General features: G+C 46.8%; 12 protein-coding genes. 2 read left to right on the forward strand and 10 right to left on the reverse strand.

Going from position 1 to position 20,657, the window contains the following annotated elements:
- The first annotated feature begins 85 nt into the window (after positions 1-85).
- Entirely contained in the window at positions 86-1,171 is a 1,086-nt protein-coding gene (locus CWC22_RS19680) for an efflux RND transporter periplasmic adaptor subunit (RefSeq protein WP_416365159.1), read from the forward strand.
- A 1-nt stretch (position 1,172) separates the two neighbouring features.
- Positions 1,173-4,226, forward strand: a complete 3,054-nt coding sequence (locus tag CWC22_RS19685) for an efflux RND transporter permease subunit (protein WP_138537896.1) — start codon at positions 1,173-1,175, stop codon at positions 4,224-4,226.
- 32 nt (positions 4,227-4,258) lie between these two features.
- Here the strand turns inward: CWC22_RS19685 and rluF are convergent, their stop codons facing one another.
- The 10 genes from rluF to malQ all read right to left on the reverse strand — a co-directional run bounded on the left by rluF (position 4,259) and on the right by malQ (position 20,655).
- A complete protein-coding gene (gene rluF / locus CWC22_RS19690) occupies positions 4,259-5,203 on the reverse strand; it encodes a 23S rRNA pseudouridine(2604) synthase RluF (RefSeq protein ID WP_138537897.1) in 945 nt (314 codons plus the stop codon).
- 185 nt (positions 5,204-5,388) lie between these two features.
- Positions 5,389-6,495: an ABC transporter substrate-binding protein gene (locus tag CWC22_RS19695; protein WP_138537898.1), complete on the reverse strand. Its 1,107-nt coding sequence runs from the start codon at positions 6,493-6,495 to the stop codon at positions 5,389-5,391.
- Positions 6,496-6,515: 20 nt separating this feature from the next.
- A complete protein-coding gene (locus CWC22_RS19700) occupies positions 6,516-7,685 on the reverse strand; it encodes a DUF418 domain-containing protein (protein ID WP_138537899.1) in 1,170 nt (389 codons plus the stop codon).
- Complete coding sequence (locus CWC22_RS19705) at positions 7,615-8,832, reverse strand: EAL and HDOD domain-containing protein (RefSeq protein WP_125557057.1); 1,218 nt, start codon at positions 8,830-8,832, stop codon at positions 7,615-7,617. The genes CWC22_RS19700 and CWC22_RS19705 overlap by 71 nt, the downstream gene beginning before the upstream one ends.
- 157 nt (positions 8,833-8,989) lie before the next feature.
- Complete coding sequence (locus CWC22_RS19710) at positions 8,990-10,531, reverse strand: glycogen synthase (protein ID WP_138537900.1); 1,542 nt, start codon at positions 10,529-10,531, stop codon at positions 8,990-8,992.
- 10 nt (positions 10,532-10,541) lie between these two features.
- Positions 10,542-11,840, reverse strand: coding sequence for a glucose-1-phosphate adenylyltransferase (gene glgC, locus CWC22_RS19715; protein WP_125557062.1), 1,299 nt, complete (start codon positions 11,838-11,840; stop codon positions 10,542-10,544).
- Positions 11,841-11,872: 32 nt separating this feature from the next.
- A complete protein-coding gene (locus tag CWC22_RS19720; protein ID WP_125557064.1) occupies positions 11,873-14,356 on the reverse strand; it encodes a glycogen/starch/alpha-glucan phosphorylase in 2,484 nt (827 codons plus the stop codon).
- The gene (gene glgX / locus CWC22_RS19725) at positions 14,349-16,448 is read right to left on the reverse strand and encodes a glycogen debranching protein GlgX (protein ID WP_138537901.1); all 2,100 of its coding nucleotides are present in this window, start codon (positions 16,446-16,448) and stop codon (positions 14,349-14,351) included. Before glgX ends, CWC22_RS19720 begins: the two co-directional genes overlap by 8 nt.
- On the reverse strand, positions 16,442-18,676 hold the full coding sequence (gene glgB / locus CWC22_RS19730; RefSeq protein ID WP_138537902.1) for a 1,4-alpha-glucan branching protein GlgB: 2,235 nt from the start codon (positions 18,674-18,676) through the stop codon (positions 16,442-16,444). The genes glgX and glgB overlap by 7 nt, the downstream gene beginning before the upstream one ends.
- Complete coding sequence (gene malQ, locus CWC22_RS19735) at positions 18,673-20,655, reverse strand: 4-alpha-glucanotransferase (protein ID WP_138537903.1); 1,983 nt, start codon at positions 20,653-20,655, stop codon at positions 18,673-18,675. The genes glgB and malQ overlap by 4 nt, the downstream gene beginning before the upstream one ends.
- Positions 20,656-20,657 lie beyond the last annotated feature (2 nt).

Genomic DNA, 20,657 nt, shown 5'->3' on the forward strand with positions numbered 1-20,657 from the left:
AAATTTATTTTATACCAAAGTTTTAATAATTTTTATTTTATGCCCAAATTCATTATCCTGCACTAAGTTTTAGTCTGAGGGAGTAATTTTGGTGAATAAACTCGCACTCTTTTTTCCAGCCTTGTTGTTATTATCCGCATGTCAGGATGCCACACAGCAAACCACTGCAACTCAGGTCATTCGCCCGGTTAAATTGCATACCGTGTCTGACCCTCAAGCCAGTCTGTTACGCAGCTTTCCTGCGGAAGTTGTTGCAAACCAGGGCTCTTATCTTGCTTTTCGGGTTAATGGGGAACTGATGGAGTTTCCTGTTTTGGCCGGTCAGGAAGTGCAAAAAGGGCAGCTTCTGGCAAAACTCGACCCGGAAGACTTTGATCTTCAATATCAACAGCGAAAAGCCCAGTTTGAACTCGCCGTTGCCCAGCTTAATCGGATCGAGTCTTTATATAAAAAATCGATTGCCAGTAAAGCGGAATATGATCAGGCACTAGCAAACGAACAAGTTGCCGAGTCAGCATTCAAAATAGCCCAAACCAACCTTGAAAATAGCGAGCTCAGAGCCCCATTCGACGGTACGATTGCCAAAGTTTTCGTGAAAAACTATGAAAACATAGTCGCAAAACAGAATATTTTACGCCTTGAGACACGAGACCGTATGGATGTGATCATCCAGGTGCCTGAAAAACTGGTTGCTCGGGTTAATAAAGATCTCGAATATCATCCAACCGTCATTTTTGATGGTTACCCGGATAAATCTTATCTGCTGAATATTAAAGAATGGGATACGCAAGCCGACCCTGCGACGCTGACCTACAAGGTTGTCTTCTCACTGCCCATCCCAGAGGACTTTAATTTGCTCGCCGGGATGACAGGTCATGTCTATGTCGATCCCAGCAAGATCACCAACCACAACACATCGGAAATCATAGTACCGAATGAAGCGGTATTTTCCGAACAAACGCAAGCAGCGAAAGGCAACCATTACGTTTGGATATATGATCCTAAGACCCAACTGGTGTCTAAACGTGCTGTCCAGCCTGGTCAGTTGCGCCAGCAAGGTTTCGAAATCAAGAGTGGATTAAAACCTGGCGAGGTCATTGTCTCGGCCGGAGTCCATCACCTTAGGGAAGGCCTGAAAGTACGCCCATGGACCAAAGAGCGAGGCCTGTAAAATGAGTCTTGCCAAATGGTCTATTGAAAATAAGGTGATCAGTGCAATGTTCGCACTGCTGTTGCTTTTAGCAGGCACAGTTTCGTACTTTGGCTTGGGGCAACTGGAAGACCCGGAGTTTACACTCAAAAAAGCCATGGTGATCACAGTGTATCCAGGTGCATCACCGCAGCAGGTTGAGGAGGAAGTTACCTATCCCATAGAGAATGCCATCCAGAGCCTGCCTTATGTGGATTACGTTACCTCTATCTCATCACCGGGCCAATCGCAGATCACGGTGGAGATGAAAAGTACTTACCGAAAGGAAGACCTGAAACAAATTTGGGATGAGCTAAGGCGTAAAATAAACGACTTAAAACCAGACCTGCCTCCTGGCGTATTCACACCCAAAGTAATGGATGACTTTGCGGACGTATATGGCGTGTTATATGCGGTAACGGGCGATGGCTATTCTTATGAAGAGCTAAAAGAATACGTGGATTACCTGAAACGAGAACTGGTACTGGTGGATGGCGTCAGTAAAGTAACCATAGCAGGAGAACAGCAAGCGCAGGTGGTTGTTGAAATTTCAAGTCAGAAGCTGTCACAATTGGGGATATCCCACAACCGTATTTTTTCACTGCTGCAGACCCAAAACAGCGTGTCTAACGCGGGTAAAATCCGTGTTGGAGACGAATCTATCCGAATTCACCCCACAGGCGAGTTTAGTCAAGTTTCTGAACTCGAAGACTTACTGATCTCTAAGCCCGGTGCCAAAGAGTTAATCTACTTAGGCGACGTTGCCACCGTAAAACGCGAATACGCTGAGATCCCAACGCATATTACCCGTTACAATCGCGATCAATCTTTGCTCCTGGGTATTTCCTTCAGCTCTGGTGTTAATGTGGTAGAAATCGGTAAGGCCATAGAGAAACACCTAACGTCAATGGAATATCAACGCCCTCATGGCATGTCAGTCCACACCGTTTACAACCAGCCAATGGAAGTAGAGAAGTCCGTAGACGGATTTATTGTCAGCTTACTCGAAGCCGTTGCTATTGTCATTGTCGTGCTCCTGATCTTTATGGGTGTTAAAAGTGGCATTCTTATTGGCGGTATCCTACTGCTTACTGTTCTTGGCACCTTTATTTTCATGAAGATGTTCGCGATTGACTTACAGCGCATATCCCTTGGCGCTTTGATCATCGCCCTCGGTATGCTGGTAGACAATGCCATCGTGGTTACCGAGGGGATTCTAATCAATCTAAAACGCGGACAAAGTAAAGTAAAAGCAGCAGTCAATATCGTAGAACAGACTAAGTGGCCTTTACTAGGTGCGACTGTGATTGGCATCACCGCCTTCGCCCCTATTGGGTTGAGTTCAGACGCCAGTGGCGAATTTGCTGGCTCGCTGTTTTGGGTACTTCTGATCTCGCTACTACTCAGCTGGGTTACTGCCATTACCCTGACCCCCTTTTTTGCCAACATGCTGTTCAAAGAAGACATTCAGCAAGGCAAAGAGACGGATGACCCTTATCAGGGTATGATTTTTACCGCATACAAGGCTCTACTTGGTGTGTGTTTGAGGTTCCGCTGGACCACTGTTATCGCGATGCTCGCGCTCCTTGGGTGTGCGATGGTTGGCTTTAAGTCAGTAAAGCAATCGTTCTTCCCTGCTTCCAATACGCCCATGTTTTATGTCGATTACTGGCACTATCAGGGCGCTGACATTCGAAGTACAGCAGATAATCTGGAAAAGCTGGAAGCATTTTTGCAATTCGACGAGCTGGTTGAGGAGATCACAACGACCATTGGTCAGGGTGCCCCCCGATTTATGCTGACTTACAGCCCGGAAAAGCAATATGCATCCTATGGCCAGCTGATAGTTCGGGTGAGTGACAGAGAAGCCGTTGCGACTATGATAGCGAAAGTAAGAGAATTTGCTGCCCACAACGAGCTGGATGGAAAGCTTAAAATCAAACGCATGGAAATTGGCCCGTCTACAGATGCAAAAATCGAAGCGCGTTTCTCTGGTCCCGATCCTGTGGTACTACGCAGGCTGGCTGATCAAGCTAAAAACCGCCTGGCACAAGACGCTGGTGCATTTAATATTCGCGATAACTGGCGTCAGCGTTCTAAAGTACTTGAGCCGGTCTTTAATGAGCAAAAAGCAAGGCGACTGGGGATCAGTAAATCTGACCTTGACCAGCTGTTGCTGACAAGTGTGTCGGGCAACACAGTAGGTTTATATCGGGATGGCACTAAAATGCTACCGATTGTGGCCAGAGCACCCGAGGTTGAACGTCGCAACGTTGAAAACCTGGTCGACCTGCAAATTTTCAGTCCTGTACTCAATGTGTATGTGCCGCTGGGCCAGATCCTCGATGACGTTGAAGTCATTTGGGAAGACAGCCTGATCATGCGTCGGGATCGCAAACGCACAATTACCGTCATGGCAGATCATGATGTGATTGGCAATGAAACACCGGCTAAACTGTTTGCCCGGATCCGCGCCGACATTGAAGCAATCGAGTTACCGCAAGGCTATGAAATGCAGTGGGGTGGTGAGTTTGAGTCGTCCAGTAAAGCTCAGAAGGCCATTTTTGGCTCACTCCCGCTCGGATACTTATCCATGTTTATCATCACAGTGTTGCTATTTAACTCAGTGCGTAAACCATTGGTCATCTGGAGCACTGTGCCGCTGGCTATTATTGGCGTAACCGCGGGGCTGGTCATATTTCAGGCACCATTTAGCTTTATGGCACTGCTGGGACTGCTCAGTCTGTCTGGCATGTTAATTAAAAATGGCATTGTTTTGATGGATCAAATCAACCTGGAACTGGATAGCGGAAAAGCCCCCTATCAGGCGGTGTTTGATTCCGGGGTCAGTCGTGTACGGCCCGTATCTATGGCGGCCGTGACAACCATTTTAGGTATGATCCCGCTCCTATTCGATGTATTTTTTAAATCCATGGCAGTCACCATTATGTTTGGCCTAGGTTTTGCCACCGTGCTCACTTTGATAGTGCTTCCCGTAATTTACTGTTTGTTCTTCAAAGTAACCGCACCAAAATAAAAAAGGGCCGCAGTGAGCGGCCCTTTTTTTAGTTATTTTTTGAGAGACAAAGTCCCTTTCACCCTGCCTTTTGGCTTAGCGCCCGAGCGACTTTTCGGCCTATCACTATTTGCTGTATTATCACCATGTGAATTGCCTGAGCGCTTACGCTTTTGCTCAGACGCAGACTTTCTGCTTTGCCCTCTGCTAGCTGTTTCACCATCTTGACGCGGTTTCGCAGTGTGACGCTGCGTACGTTTATACGTATCCACAGACGCCTCTTCGGTCTTCGATGAACCTTCAATTGAAGCATTAATCTCTGCCATTTCAGACTCGCTCAGGTGGCGCCACTGTCCAGGTCTTAAACCGTTGAGGTTCACATTCATGATCCGCACACGCTTCAGTGTTTGTACTTCAAAATCGAAGTATTCACACATACGTCGGATCTGACGATTCAGCCCCTGAGTTAAAACAATGGTAAACTGTCTGGCCCCGGTCTTTTTGACAAAACACTTTTTAGTCACAGTGCCAAGAATTGGCACGCCCGAGCGCATACCCTTTATAAACGCATCGGTGACAGGCTTATTGACGGTAACCACATATTCTTTTTCATGATTATTGCCAGCGCGCAATATTTTGTTGACGATATCGCCCTCATTGGTCAAAAAGATCAGCCCTTCTGAAGGCCGGTCTAAACGGCCAATAGGAAAAATACGCTCCGGATACTGAATGGCACTGACAATATTGCTTTTTATTTTTCGCTCTGTTGTGCAGGTCACACCAACGGGTTTATTGTAAGCGATGTACACCCGCTTCGGCTTGGCTTTGAGCGGTTTATTATCAACCAAAATGGTGTCTGCATCGCTGACCTTCAGACCCATTTCGGCAATCTGACCATTAACACTGACACGGCCGTCACTGATCAGGGTGTCCGCCTCTCTGCGGCTACAAAACCCGGTTTCGCTGATGTATTTATTTAGTCGCTTAGGTTCATTCATAAAGGGGCACTTTTCTTTTTCTGTGCAATGAGTCAATACTGTCCGATATCCGGCACATGGGCTCAGAGTCGGGGCTGCATGACCAACGGGCAGTTACGGGGGGCGCATGGTAACAAAATTTCATCGCCAGTAGAAATATTTCATCAGCTAGTGGCAGCTCTAACTTAGCTAACGTTATGACTTGCTCAGTCGCCAATGACGCCTGGGGCATTGTCTTTGGCTAAAAACGTCGGAGACACCAAGTAATTTGATTGTTTATTGTTAAGCAAGCTAAACCCGCTGAAGTCCACGCCTGTCCAGTCAATTTTCTCGGCCAGCCATATGTAGCGATGCACATTGTGTTCATTAATGACCACGAGAGGATAAGTAATCGATTGGTTGGTTTGCCAATAGGAATGGCCATGAAACTTATCATACAGAGACAAAATAGCCAGCCCACCCATGATGAAGTGACCACCGACCGAGGCCTGCAATTCGCCCTTTTCAATCAACCTGAGCGTGTCATTGAGCCAGTCAAATCCGCCTATGGCTACGAAGGTCTGCTCCTTCTCGCCGCGCTGCTTAACCGCACTTAGTGCCCCCATCGCCATCAGATCTGATGCACTCCAGATTATATTTGTATTGGGGTAACGTTTGAGTAAACGCTGCGTTTTTTCCATCGCCTGGGTTTTTGACCAGCTTGCATAAATGGATTGTTGCAAAGCAACGCCCTGGCTGCCAAAAAAAGACTGCGCGCCTTGATTTCGGGCATCCGACTCGCTGCCATAATGACCATTGATTGCAAGAGCCTGAGGTTTAACTGAAGGCCTTTTCTCGCGCAATGACTCGGTCAAAGCCTGGGCCAGGTCCGCTCCTGCCCGGAAATTGTCAAAGTAGATCTCACCCAACCAATTTTTATATCTTTGTCCGGGTTTGCCAACCTCCACCTGCTCAGGCCCATTAATGGTTTGTTCTAAGGTTAAGTACTGTATTCCGTACTTTTCCAGCAAATCCAGATGTTGCTCAGCATTGCCGGGGTATAGCATCAAAACAACAAAATCAGGTGTTGCTCGATATTCTAGGTATTTCTGTAGTTCTTCCAGCTGAATGTAGCGACTGCCATCACCGTAAATCACGTCCAGTTTTACATTAAGCTGCTTACTGGCGGCCTGAGCAATAGATTCGACTTTTTGCCAAAACGGCTCACCGGAAATAGAAGGGTTCACTAAAAGTACTGAAAAATCGGCCTTAGCCCAACTCAAAGGGGCAAAAAACAACCCCCAGCTCAATAAAATACACTGCAACAACTTCACAATAAACAGCCTTTTAAATGTTACATATCACTAAGGCGCCGCACGCAACGCTTCAATAAATACTCAGCAGGGCCAGTTTTCTTTGCCCTATCAAGCAGTATAGCTAAAATCACCTGAACCAGGGTCAGCGCCAGGAAAAACCCAAAATACTCGACGCGAGTAAAAGACACCCTGGTCACAGGAAAAAGAAAATGAAATACCAAAATCCCAACCACTGATTGTAGCAAGTACAAAGACAGGGAATAACGCCCCACTATCGCAAATACCAAGCTAAGCTTGGGCCAAAGTTGGCGGATGGCTTGTAACAGCACCAAATAACATAAGGCCATAGGTATTGCAGCCAACCAGTTCAATGTTTCCAGCATGTGCCCCACAGTGGTTTCGTTATTTGACCAAAGTAGCAAGGATGCAAGCACACTTCCCCACCACCAAGTCCACATCATCTTACCAGAGACAAAACGCTGCCCTGAAAACCAACCTCGTTCAAATAGTTCCATCCCTAACAGCATCAAACCTAATGTATTCCACAAAGTTGCCAACGGGATAAGAATGATCATCATGTTGAAATGGCTGATATTCTGGCTCAGCAACTGGGCATAACTTACCGGCAAAGAGCTCAGTAGTGTTGCATACTCGGCACTTGATCTGTCAAAACCAGGTTCACCGACAAGGATGCTGAGTATCACCAGCAAAATAACCGGAAGGACTGTCAGTAGCGCCGCGCTTAGCAATCTATCTTTTGCATCCAGCCACATTAGCGCCAGCAACCCGGACAACGCATAATTCAGCAGAATGTCTCCGGGCCAGAGTAAGTAACCGTGTAGCACACCAAACAAGCCCAGCACACATAAACGGGATTTGATAACAAAGAGATTATCTCCCCCCTTGTTTTGCGCTTTATACTGAATCACTAAGGCTGCACCAAACACCAGACAAAACAGCGTTCGAAAACGACCGCCGGCAAACACAGTGGTTAAAAGCGACAAAGCAGATTCCATCCCGTCGCGTGTAACTGGGGGAACATAACCATAGGCAAAGTTTGCCATAAAGAATAAGTTTGTCAGGCTCAGCCCCAGTAATGCAAACCCTCTCAGGCTATCAAGGTATTGATTTCTCACATTAATAAACGTGGTCGCGATACATGTCAGCCCAGGTAACAGCAGATGCATGAAACTCTGGTAAGCTTTCATCTTCCATATTTAGCATCGCACAGGCTTCCTGTAATGCCCACCAGCTGCCGCTTTCATAAGCCCTGACTACATTTAAGATATAATACAAAGTGTTTGATTTACCCAGCAGCGCATCATGGATCATCTCTGGAAAAGGTAATCGGCCAACTAACAGCTCCATTGGCTTATCCAAAATAGCATCCAGTAAGGAGAACAACCCGGCCAGAAAGCTCATACCGGCTATGCCCGGCGCAATTTGCTGTGCGATGAGCTCACAAAAACGTGAACGAACGATGCTGAGACGAGTTAGCTCGGTTGGTTTATTCGTTGCTACATGAGCTGTCATAATCAGGTTCACAAACTTGAGTACACGTTCATTCCCCAGATACACCAAAGCCTGCTTGAGAGATTCAATGCGGCTCTTTATTGGAAAAACCCCTGAGTTGATCAACCGCAACAACTTGTAAGCCAGGGCCGTGTCCTGGGCAAACAGCTCCGAAATCCGCCCCAGATTCATATGTGGCTTCAATACCTCTGCGTAGATCAACATGACTATAGCATAGTTTATTTCAATGTCTTGTTGAGAAATCATCGTGGGCTTTGCAAAGAAATAACCCTGGAAAAAGGTGAAACCCATCTTTTTCGCCTCGACGAACTCTTCTTCGGTCTCTACTTTTTCAGCCAATAATTTAAGGTTTTTGCGTGTTTTCAATTGCTCAACGAGCGGGCCGATTGTATCGAGTGGGCTTTCAACCAAATCAAACTTGATGAGGCGGACCAGCTTAAGAAAGGGCTCCCAGTCTTTAGAGTAGGTGAAATCATCCAATGCCAATCGGTAATTATTGTGAAACAGCGACCTGACTCGTTCGTAATTGTCTTTTGTCGGGGGGATCGTCTCCAACAACTCCAGGATCACATCACTGCTGGGCAGAAAATGCGCGAGCTCCTGATTAAGCGACTCTTCTCCGATATTGATAAGTGCCTTTTTACCAGAAGTCAGATATCGAGTGCCCAGATTGAGCTGGTTGTCCATGATGAGCCGCGCTGTCGCGGCATCGTCAGCAATGTTGGGGAAGCAATTTTGTTTACCATCTCGAAACAGCAATTCATACGCAACCACCTGTTTCTTCCTGTTAAAGATGGCCTGCCTTGCCACAAACACTTTCAAATCACTGCTCCCAGCTATCTACTGCTCAATTAATAGCACTTTTGTTTTATTAGTTTGTCTTAATGGGGAATATTTTAACCCCATTTCATTAGAAAAAAAATCAAACTAAAACATTAATGTATTAGAATAGTCGATAGCAGAGCGAGCAGGCAAACGCCTACTCATACAATTTTTCGATATATTGGCTAGCAATGTTATCCCAACTAAAACGTTGTGCCCTCGCATTGTCCTTAATATCAAGGTACTTTTGCGGTTCATGCCTGTGTATGTCGAGCGCCTGCTTTAAGCCTTCAAGTAAGTGCTCTGCCTGCTCAGACAGGTTACGTCCACCAAACAGAAAGCCTGTTTCTTCATGTGCAATGGTGTCTTTTAGCCCACCAACCTGATGAGCAAGACAAGGCTGCCCGGCACGCATAGCCAACATTTGACTGATCCCGCAGGGTTCAAACGAACTAGGCATCAGGAACAAGTCACCAAGGTCATACAGATGATCACCCAATGCTTGTCCATATCCTTGTAAATACATAACATTACTGTGACGGGCCATGACCTGAGTAAACAGATACTCAAGATGCGGATCGCCTGAACCCAGAATAACCAATACACCGCCGTAATCATTTATCAAGGATGCCACCTTATCCAGGATCAGTTGACCCTCTTTTGGTTGTCTGAGCAAAAGCGCCTTCTGATCCGTTAAACGTCCAACACTGGTGACCAATGGGCGACGAAATTGACCGTGTTGACGCCACTGAATGACACGCTGGTGAGCAATGTAATGAGCAGGCATTAGTTCTGATCGCTTGGACATCCATACAAGCAGAGCCTGCTCCGCCAAATCACAGTAGTGGCTCAGCGAGATTTCTGCGCCCTGTTCAGTATCCTGAGAATAAATACACCCATTGAGAATGCCAGCCAGCCGACCTGCTCTGTCAGCAGCTTGCATATCATGCTCCAACCCTTCTCCCCCAAAGAAGCCACTTTCGTGATCGCTGCTTAGCTGTACTTCCTGACAATAGGTTGGTGAGACCAAATGTACTTTATCTACCAGGTTTATTGCGGCGCGCATAGGATTAAAACAATGGGGGTAGATGTGATCACATATCCGACTACCATCATAGCTCAGAGTTGGAAACCAGGATTCCAGACTGGAGTCATCATGCTTAAATGGCCGGATCCCCTGCAAAGCGAGATTATGCACCGTATAGACAGTTTTGATCTGTTTTAAATTCACAAAACGAGGGCTAAACGTTTTCAGGACTGCCACCACAGCGGCATGCCAATCGTGTAGATGCAGCACATCAACCGGCCCTATCATCTCATGCTCAAGCAGCTCGCTGACTGCGGCACAGAATAGTGCAAACTTATTGGCATCAGTTGCAAATGGCTGATCGCCATCATTACAATAAATGGCTCCACCATGCTGTGAGAACAACGAATGTGACACAACATATTGCTCCACGCCTGAGTCACTTGCGACCCGCCAGAGTGTCGCGGTTTCTAAATGCTGTTTAAAAGGTACTGCAATATCTGCAACAAACTCCCGATTGAGTTCGAACTGGCCATAATCTGGCACGATAACAGAACAGCGAATTTGCTGCTCTGCCAATGCATAAGGAATGTCACGGATCACATCCGCAACACCCCCAACTTTACAACTCGGCAAGCGGTCATTTTCCGCTGCCACCATAACTACATGCATGATTGTCCTTTTACGCCGTTTCCTGGTTCTGACCTGCCAACAGCTGTTGCTTTTCTAGTGCAACAAGCATATCACGGGTCACCAGCACTATGCCGTTTTTAGAGACTCTGAAGCCATTTCTTTTATCTTGCTCCTGATCATAACCAATCTCCATGCCTTCCGGTATGTGACAGCTGCGATCAATAATGGCATTTTTGATACGACAATGTCGCTCAATCACCACACCTGGCAGAACCACTGCGCCTTCTATTTCACAATACGAATGTACATGAACATTTGAAAACAATAGAGATTTTCGTACTCTGGATCCAGAAATAATACAGCCGCCAGATACCGTTGAATCCACAGCCATACCACGCCTTTCATCGTCATCAAAAATAAACTTCGCCGGTGGTAACTGCTCCTGATACGTCCAAATTGGCCAGCTCGGGTCATACAAATCAAGCTGTGGTTGCGGAGATACCAGCTCCATATTCGCTTCCCAGAACGAATCTAGTGTGCCCACGTCACGCCAGTAAGGTTGACCCGGGTGGCTGGGATCACGAAATGGAAATGCAAATACATTATGCTCTTCGATAATGGCCGGAATGATATCATGACCAAAATCTCTGCCTGAACCTTCGCGCTCCGCGTCTTTCTTTAGCTGCTCAAACAGAAACTCCGTGTTGAACACGTAATTGCCCATTGAAGCTAAACAGACGCCAGGTTTGCCCGGGATCTCACTTGGCGAAGCCGGCTTTTCATCAAAACGTCGGACTCGCTTGTTCTCATCAACTGTCATCACTCCAAAGGTATTGGCAGCATCCTCACACGGTACTTCTAGGCAACATACGGTCATATCGGCACCGGTTTCGACATGCTTTGCCAACAAAGCACCGTAATCCATTCTATAAACATGGTCGCCTGATAAAATCATCACATATTTAGGCAGCTCGTGACGAATAATGTCCATATTCTGGAATACGGCATCCGCCGTACCGCAGTACCACTCGTCACCATAACGCTGAGACGCCGGTAAAATCTCAACTGACTCTCCCAGCTCTTTCTTAAAGTGACCCCAAGCGCGGTTGACATGGCGGATCAAAGAGTGCGATTTATACTGTGTCGCTATGCCAACCCGGCGGATCCCCGAGTTAATGCAATTTGATAACGGAAAGTCTATTATTCTGTGTTTGCCTCCAAAATACACCGCGGGCTTTGCTCTCCAGTCGGTCAGCTCATGCAGCCTACTACCACGACCACCAGCCAGGATCAATGCATAAGTTTCTCTGGTCAGGTTACTAATATAACGGTTTGCATAACTGGGCATTCATTATCTCCATTAAAAAGTCTATCTACGATCTACTGCATTGGGGTTAAGCGCCAAATATCGTCACAATATTGTTGAATAGTGCGATCGCTAGAAAAACTGCCACTAGCGGCCGTGTTAAGTATGCTCATTCTCAGCCACTGCGACTGGTCCTGATAGGTTTCTGCGGCACGTTGTTGTGCATCCAAGTAGCTGTCAAAGTCGTGTGCAACCAACCAGGGATCGTGAGGGCTGCGGATCGCGGCAATGATGTCGTTGAAAATGCCGGGTTCAAATAAGTTGAAATGGCCACTTTCCAACAGCGCCATAGTATTACTTAGTGCCTGACTGGATTGAATGATGGCATTTGGGTCATAGTGCTGGCGCACTTCCTCTGCTTGTTGTGCGGTAGCACCAAACAAGAAAAAGTTATCTGCCCCCACCTGTTCTCTAATTTCAATATTTGCGCCATCCAGGGTGCCAATGGTGAGTGCACCATTCATCATAAACTTCATGTTCCCGGTGCCAGATGCTTCTTTGCCCGCCGTTGAAATTTGCTGTGACAAGTCCGTCGCGGCGCAAATCGTTTCCATGGCCGTTACATTATAATTTGGGAAAAATGCGACTCGAAGAAGTGATTTGGCCTTCGCATCTTTATTAACGACATTCGCAACATTATTAATTAGCTTAATTACCAACTTAGCCATTGCATAGCCAGGTGCAGCCTTACCACCAAACAACACGCAGCGGGGCACCATGCCTTGAGTATCGCCACGACGAATGCGGTCATATAAGGAAATCACATGCAGAATATTCAGCAGTTGGCGTTTGTACTCATGAATGCGCTTAACCTGCACATCGAACATCATGCTGGCGTCAAATTCCACATCGCAACGTTCCTGCACCAACTTAGCAAGTTTTGCCTTATTACTTTGTTTAACCGATTGCCACTGACTCTGGAACGCTTTGTTATCGTAGTAACGACGCAATGACTTGATTTCAGCGTAGTCCGCCTGCCATTGTTCACCAATCTTGCTGGTAATTAATTCAGCCAACGCTGGGTTACAGTAAGCAAGCCAACGTCTGGGCGTTACACCGTTCGTTTTGTTATTAAATTTTGCAGGCCAGAGCTGATAAAAATCGTGAAATAAACCAGATTTAAGTAGCTCTGTGTGCAATGCAGCAACACCATTTACTGAAAAGCTTCCTACTATTGCCAGATAAGCCATGCGGATCTGCGGGTGATCACCTTCTTCTATAAGTGACAACGCACGCTGCTTTTCCATATCTCCAGGCCACATCAGTGCCACTTCCGATAAAAAGCGCGCATTTATCTCGTAAATAATCTCCAGCAGGCGGGGTAACAGACGAGCAAACAAGGACACAGACCACTTTTCTAATGCCTCCGGCAACAGAGTGTGGTTAGTATAGGCCATGGTTGAATTGGTGATTGACCATGCCTGCTCCCATTCGAGTTCATACTCATCAATCAGGAGCCTCATCAGCTCTGCGACTGCAATACTCGGATGGGTATCATTAAGCTGGAACACATGTAAGTCGGAAAATTCACTAAAATCAGTGCCGTGTTGCTCAACCCACTGATGCAAGATATCCTGTAAACTGGCACTCGACAGGAAATACTGCTGTCTAAGTCTCAGCTCTTTCCCATTTTCACTGCTGTCGTTCGGGTACAGCACCATAGTGATCTGCTCGGCGAGGTTTTTCTTGGCAACCGCCTCGGAATAACTCCCGGCATTGAATTCCTTTAAGTTAAATTCATCCGTCGCTTCCGATTTCCATAGTCGTAAGGTGTTCACAACTCCATTTCGATATCCCGGAATAGGCACGTCATAAGGTACCGCCAGAACATCCTGAGTATTCACCCACATACGATGAGTACGACCCTGTTTATCCTGGTGTGCCTCAACGTGACCAAAAAACTTGATCACTCTGGCTTGCTCTGGTGCTGGCATTTCCCAAGGGTGGCCTTCACGTAACCAATTGTCTGGCTGCTCCATCTGAAACCCCTGCTCCATTGATTGGTTGAACATACCGTACTCATAACGGATCCCATAACCAATAACGGGGAGAGCCAGCGTCGCGCAACTATCCAAAAAACACGCGGCAAGACGACCCAGGCCACCATTACCCAGCCCGGCATCATGCTCTGCCTGCTCAACATATTCAAATTCGGTGCAATATTCTTTTAGCGCTTCGCGCGTTTGTTTCTCCAGATCCAGACTCAACACCGCGTTACCTAACGCTCTGCCCATCAAAAATTCCAATGACAAGTACGCTGCACGTTTACACTGGTTGTCGGCAAGGTATTGGTTAGTTGCTCTGCATCTTGCTACCAGCCTATCTCTGACTGTCAGCGCTAACGCCTGAAACAAATAATGTTTTGAATCTCCAACTTTGTCACGTCCCAGGGTATAGTAAAAATGCCGCATCAAATCATCAGCCAGCGTGCTTTCATCCAGTTTTGGGGCTTCCTGCCAATGCTTTACGACACACACATTTGACGTTTTCTTAGTCATTCTTGAGATCCTCATTATGAGATTGATATACCCAGGCACTGTGTGCACTCAGGGATTGAGTCTGTTGACTTTTTTCAATGCTTTCCGTAGGGTGTGCAGAGCTAAGTGACAGCTGCCAGGCAACACCTGGAATCGCCGGTAATTTCGCCTCCACATCGTCACTGCCGGCATGTAATATCACCAGTAAATTTTGCTTTCTGAGCGTATCCGTCAACATATAGATCAGCGTTTTATTATTGCTGTCATGCCAATCCCCTTCCGACATTGGACGTGCCTCTTTGTTGAACCAGCTAATGTTGAATCTTTCATCTTGTGTATGGATATAAAACGGGTGATGAAATATCGCGTAATGACATCTGATTTCCTGAAGCTGAGCTATCAAGGCACACAAAGCGCTTTCTTGATCATCATCCCATTCTTTCTTTATGCGTCGATTCTGAGTTAAGCGCTCCGTGATACTTCGCGGCCAACTCAACCAGTTGATGTCATTGTCCTGACAATATGCGTTGTTATTGCCTTGCTGAGAATGGGCGATCTCCGAGCCCGCGGCTAACATCGGTACACCTTTTGACATCATGAGCGTAATTAGAGCACTTTTTTGAATTTGATGTCTCAGTGCCAATATGTGTGCTTGTTCCGTCTGGCCCTCTATTCCGCAATTAAACGAGATATTCTCACTGTGACCATCACGGTTCTCCTCACCATTAGCAAAGTTGTGCTTTTGTTCATAACTCACCCAATCAGCGAGCGTAAACCCGTCATGGCTGGTAATAAAATTAACAGAATTAAGCGGCCCACGTTGGTTATGTTCAAACAGCTCATGAGAGCCATGCACACGTTTAGCTAGTTCGGACAGAGTACCAGCATCTCCGCGCCAGAACCGTCTCACAGTGTCCCGATATTTATCATTCCACTCACGCCACGGAGAAGGAAAACCGCCTAACTGATAGCCGCCCGGGCCAACATCCCAGGGTTCAGCAATTAACTTAACTTTACTCAGCACAGGATCCTGTGCGACCGCCTGCAAGAAGCTATGCTGCGAATTAAAGCCGTGCTCAGTGCGAGCCAATATCGTTGCCAAGTCAAATCTAAATCCATCAACCCCCATATATTCAACCCAGTACCTTAAGCTATCCATAACCAGCTTTAGCGTAAAAGGATCATCGATGTTAAGGGTATTTCCACAACCGGTATCGTTGATATAATGGGCCTGCTCTCCCAACATACGATAATACCCGGTGTTATTTAGTCCTTTGAGTGATAAGGTTGGTCCGTCTAGCCCGCCTTCTGCTGTGTGGTTGTATACAACGTCCAGGATCACCTCAATGCCTGCAAGGTGAAACTCGCGAACCATTTGCTGAAACTCGCTGATCTGTCCTTCTACCAAAAACGCTTTATGAGGCACAAAAAAGCTTAAAGAGTTGTAGCCCCAGTAGTTCTTCAGCCCCTTAGTCGTTAAAAACTGCTCAGAGATAAAGGCGTGACATGGCAGCAGTTCCACCGTCGTGACCCCCAGACTGGCAAGGTGAGCAATAAAGTTACTGTGACTTAAGCCAAGGAACTTGCCACGCAAAGGCTTAGGCACAAACTCACAATGCTTGGTTGCTCCGCGTACATGACATTCATAGATAAGGGTTTTTGACCAGGGTATATTTGGTCTTTGACCATCGTATCGGGCAATGTCTGTGACACTGGATTTTGGCATATCTACCGCATTGTCACTTTCGTTAAGGGTGCCAACGGGCAAATGACAAAAGTGGCGCTCACTCCAGGTAAACTCCCCCTGAAAATCTTTGCAATATGGGTCTAACAATAATTTATGTTGATTAAACAGCTGGCCCTTTTCAGGCACATAAGCACCATCTGCACGATAGCCATATAATGTTCCCGCACGCAGCGGAGAAACAAATACAGACCAAAGCCCCCCCTCATGACGATACATAGTGACCTTAGCAATTTCACTATGGCCACTTTGATCAAACAGGCAAAGTTGCATCTGGGCAGCCGCCGGTGCATACACCGCAAAGTTGACCCCTTGTTCATGCAAAGTACTACCTAATGGTGAGGGTTGGCCCCTGTGCGACGTTAACATGGCGTAGCAGCACTCAAATATTGTAAATAGGTAGTGCTCAATGGGCCTATGGTGATTTCAATACTGTTTTCAAAGCCATGACTGGCAATGGCCTTGCTTTGTATCATTTGCTGTTGATGCGCAACTGGCGTGGTTCCACTCCCATACAGGCTACTGTCATCGGAGTTAAAAACCACCTGATATATGCCACTTTTGGGGACACCAATCCGATAACTATGCAGCACCTGCGGCGTAAAGTGACTGACTACCACGACAAGATCAGCACTGGATTTACCGAACCGTGCGAAACTCAAAATTGACTGGTCACCATTATGACAATCTATCCACTGAAACCCACAAGGCGAATTGTCTAGCTCATACAAAGCTGGGGTGTTTTTATATAAATGATTGAGCGATTTGACGGTCTGATAAATCCCCTGGTGAGCGGATGATTCCAGCAATGACCAGTCCAGTGTCGTGTTATGATCCCATTCAGTGCGGGGTGCCAATTCGCTGCCCATAAACAACAGTTTTTTGCCCGGGTGAGCATACATAAAGCTATAATAGGCCCGCAAGTTAGCAAATTGCTGCCAATCGTCACCTGGCATTTTACTCAGCAATGCCCCTTTGCCATGTACGACTTCATCATGGCTAAGCGGTAAAATGTAATTTTCCGAGTACGCATACGCCATAGAAAAGGTCATTTCATGGTGGTGATACTTCCTGTGGATTGGGTCTCTTTGCATATAGCTCAGACTGTCGTTCATCCATCCCATGTTCCATTTAAAGCCGAATCCTAATCCATTGTGATCAACAGCCTGAGTGACTCCAGGCCAGGCCGTCGACTCCTCAGCCACCATCATGATATGTGGATGCCTGCCATAGCTGCGGGTGTTGACCGATTGAATGCAGTCGATCGCTCCAAGGTTTTCCCTGCCCCCAAACTGATTAGGGACCCACTCGCCATCATTGCGCGAATAATCGAGATACAACATGGAAGCAACAGCATCCACTCTGAGGCCATCCAGCTTAAAGACATCAAGCCAATAATTTGCATTAGAAAGCAAATAACTTTTTACTTCCGGACGTTCATAGTTGTAGATAAAAGTGTTCCAGTCGGGATGATAACCTTGACGACTATCTGCGTGTTCATATAAGTGCGTGCCGTCAAATCGGTGCAAACCGTGCGGATCCGATGGGAAGTGGCCCGGCACCCAATCAATCAACACTCCCAGCTCCAGCGCCGTACATTGAGTGATAAAATAGCGAAAATCGTCAAGGCTGCCGAAGCGGCTAGTTGGCGCAAAAAGCCCTACGGGCTGATAACCCCATGAACCATCAAATGGGTATTCACTAATAGGCATTAGCTGAACATGCGTAAAACCAAGCTCCTTAACGTAAGGCAATAAGTCGTCAGCCAGCTCACGATAAGTCAGATAACGGTTATTCTCTTCTACTCTGCGTTTCCAGGAGCCAAGGTGTACTTCATATATCGCAATCGGGGCATCAATGGCATTGCGCTTTCGGCGTTGTACCTTATCTGCATCACTCAATATCATACACGGCTGAGCAGGCTGAATTACACTTGCGGTACCGGGCGCTTGCTGCATCTTAACAGCATACGGGTCTGCGCGTTCAGTCACCTCACCATCGACTCCTACGATGGCATACTTGTATCCCTGCTCGCCTGTGAGATGAGGTATGAAGAGATCCCACACTCCACTGGCAGGATGAAAACGCATAAAGTGCTGCGAAGGCTGCCAATGGTTAAACTCGCCAATGACAGAAACACTACGCGCATTGGGTGCCCAAACGCAAAATTGCGTACCATTACAGCCCTGATGGGTAATACCCCTTGCACCGAAATGAAGGTAACCATGTTCTAGAGAACCTTCATTAAATAAATACATCGCGGACTCATCCAGCGCACTACTGAAGTCATAAGCGTCTCGGCTTGTAATCACCGTATCAATAAATTCAACTGTCAGGTGATACCCCGACGAAACGTCGCGGCTAAACTCAACGACAAACAGAGCAGATTGCCCGATGCGTTGCATGGCTGTGGTGTGGCGTCCATCATTTACTGATACGGCCAAAGCTCCAGGCATGTACACCCTTATAATTGAGCCTTGCCCGGTACTGTGTAAGCCCAGAAAAGAGAAGGCGTCACGAAAGCACCCGGCATCTAATGCCGAGATTTGTGCTGCGTAGTCGAGGGTTACAATGGGCGATTTACTTGCTGAATTCATGCCTGCTCTCTAATCCTTTTTATCTCAGCCATTAAATGACTGTTCTGTTCTAAAGTCTGTTCAGCTGGTGTCGTCAGACGACGACGCCAATTGGGGTACTCACGATCGGTGCCGGGAATATTCACTGGCAATTGTTGTTGCTCAAGATCGTCAAGTTGGACAGCAAGCAACTTACTAGGACTGGCGGCGAGTTTTTTGAGGACTGCACCATATATGCTGTGAACATCCGAACCCTGCTGCGCAGCGGATATGTCATTTGCCCCCAACCAAGTCAATAACTTAGCCTTGTCGTCTTCTCTAGCCATCGACATTTGTGTGGCTTCTTGTTCGCTGCACAGCTGGTAATCTTTTCTGAGTAAAATATCATTATGCGTCCACCAGGCATTAAACGGCGCCACATCATGATTAGCAACCATTAATAACGTGTCAGCACGATACTGCTCAGAGGGCTTAAAATGACCCTGCTGATCTTTGGCAAAATACATCAAAATATTTCCGTATAGATTCGCGTCACTCATAGCTGATGACACCTCAGGCGGCACGATACCCAGGTCTTCTCCTATCACCATGGCCTGATTCAGATGAGACTCAATTTTTAAAATTGCTAAGAGGTACTCAAAGGGATAATACACATAACAACCGTCTGGTTTGCCCTGAGATTCAAAACACCACCATAACCGTCGAATAGCCATGACATGATCGATGCGAAGCGCGCCAAACGAAGCCATGTTGCTTCGCACCAGTGCACGAAAGTAAGCATAATTTTGTTGTTTTATTTTAATCGGGTTGAGCGCAGGTAACCCCCAATTCTGGCCTGTTACAGCCCAAGGGTCAGGCGGCGCGCCTACATCTGCACCGTAAGCAAAGAGTGACTCATTTTCAGCAAATTCATAACCTTCTTTAGCACAGCCAACCGCCAGATCATTAATCAGGCCAATAGCCATACCCACTTGGGTAGCATGCTGCTGACAGGCTTGAAGCTGTTGATGTGCCAGCCATTGCACAAACCACTCACGCTCGGTCAGCGCGCTGACATTCAGGTCATGTATTTTATCGCTTTTAAATTTTCGCACCGCCTGCCCGATATCAGGCACACTGATACATTCATTGTACAGTTCGGTCAGTGTGGCGTATTTCACTTCAGCCACCGCACTGTAATCTATGTACTGTGCCTGAGAATCGCAAGGTGCTGGGCAGCAAGCACTGCTCACGTTAACTTGATATTTCTCGCTAAGTATTTCAACAGCCCAGTCCAGTGCAATATACAAAGGATTAATCAAACAACGATGCGATGGACTGTAAGGGCTGGCACGCTCGGGCTGAGATTCGAACAGTAGATGCAGCGGGTTCAATAAAACAAAATCGCAGTGCCTTGCTGCAGCGCTACAGAGTAGTTGATATAGATCACGGAAGTCTCCTACACCATGATTACGTAAACTCCGCAGTGTATAAAGCTGCAACGACAGACCCATTCGCTTAGACTGCTCATGCTCTATAGCATAGCAACGCTCAGGGACCGACCACAGCTCGGTCGTTTTAGTCTCAAACGGACCTTCTATTTGCGTTTTATAATAACCAACAGGCAGCTGCCCTATTTCGATTCTCACATCGAAATAAGTCTCGCCATTATAGCGATAATCCCCAACAACTTCGGCGTCTGACAAAGCGCAGCAGTGATATATTGATAATTCAGGTATCTGAATGACTACGGATGCATTTCGAGCTGACTCGGGGATTTTTAGCGAGAACCCCCCTGACTGGGCATCAGCCACCAGCACTTCCCCAACAACGTCAAGCCAACACTTAATATCCAACGCAAAGTTTAACTCAGCGATATCCGAGCTATCCTCAGTGTTTATGCCACAACAACGCAATGCGTTGACCCTAGTTGCATGATCGAAATAAACATGTTCACCATTATATTTGGTGTAATCAAAGCCTATTCCATGCAAGTAAAATAGCTGCTCCAGCCCTTGCATTA

It is taken from the genome of Pseudoalteromonas rubra (genome assembly GCF_005886805.2).
Taxonomy (GTDB): Bacteria; Pseudomonadota; Gammaproteobacteria; order Enterobacterales; family Alteromonadaceae; genus Pseudoalteromonas; species Pseudoalteromonas rubra_D.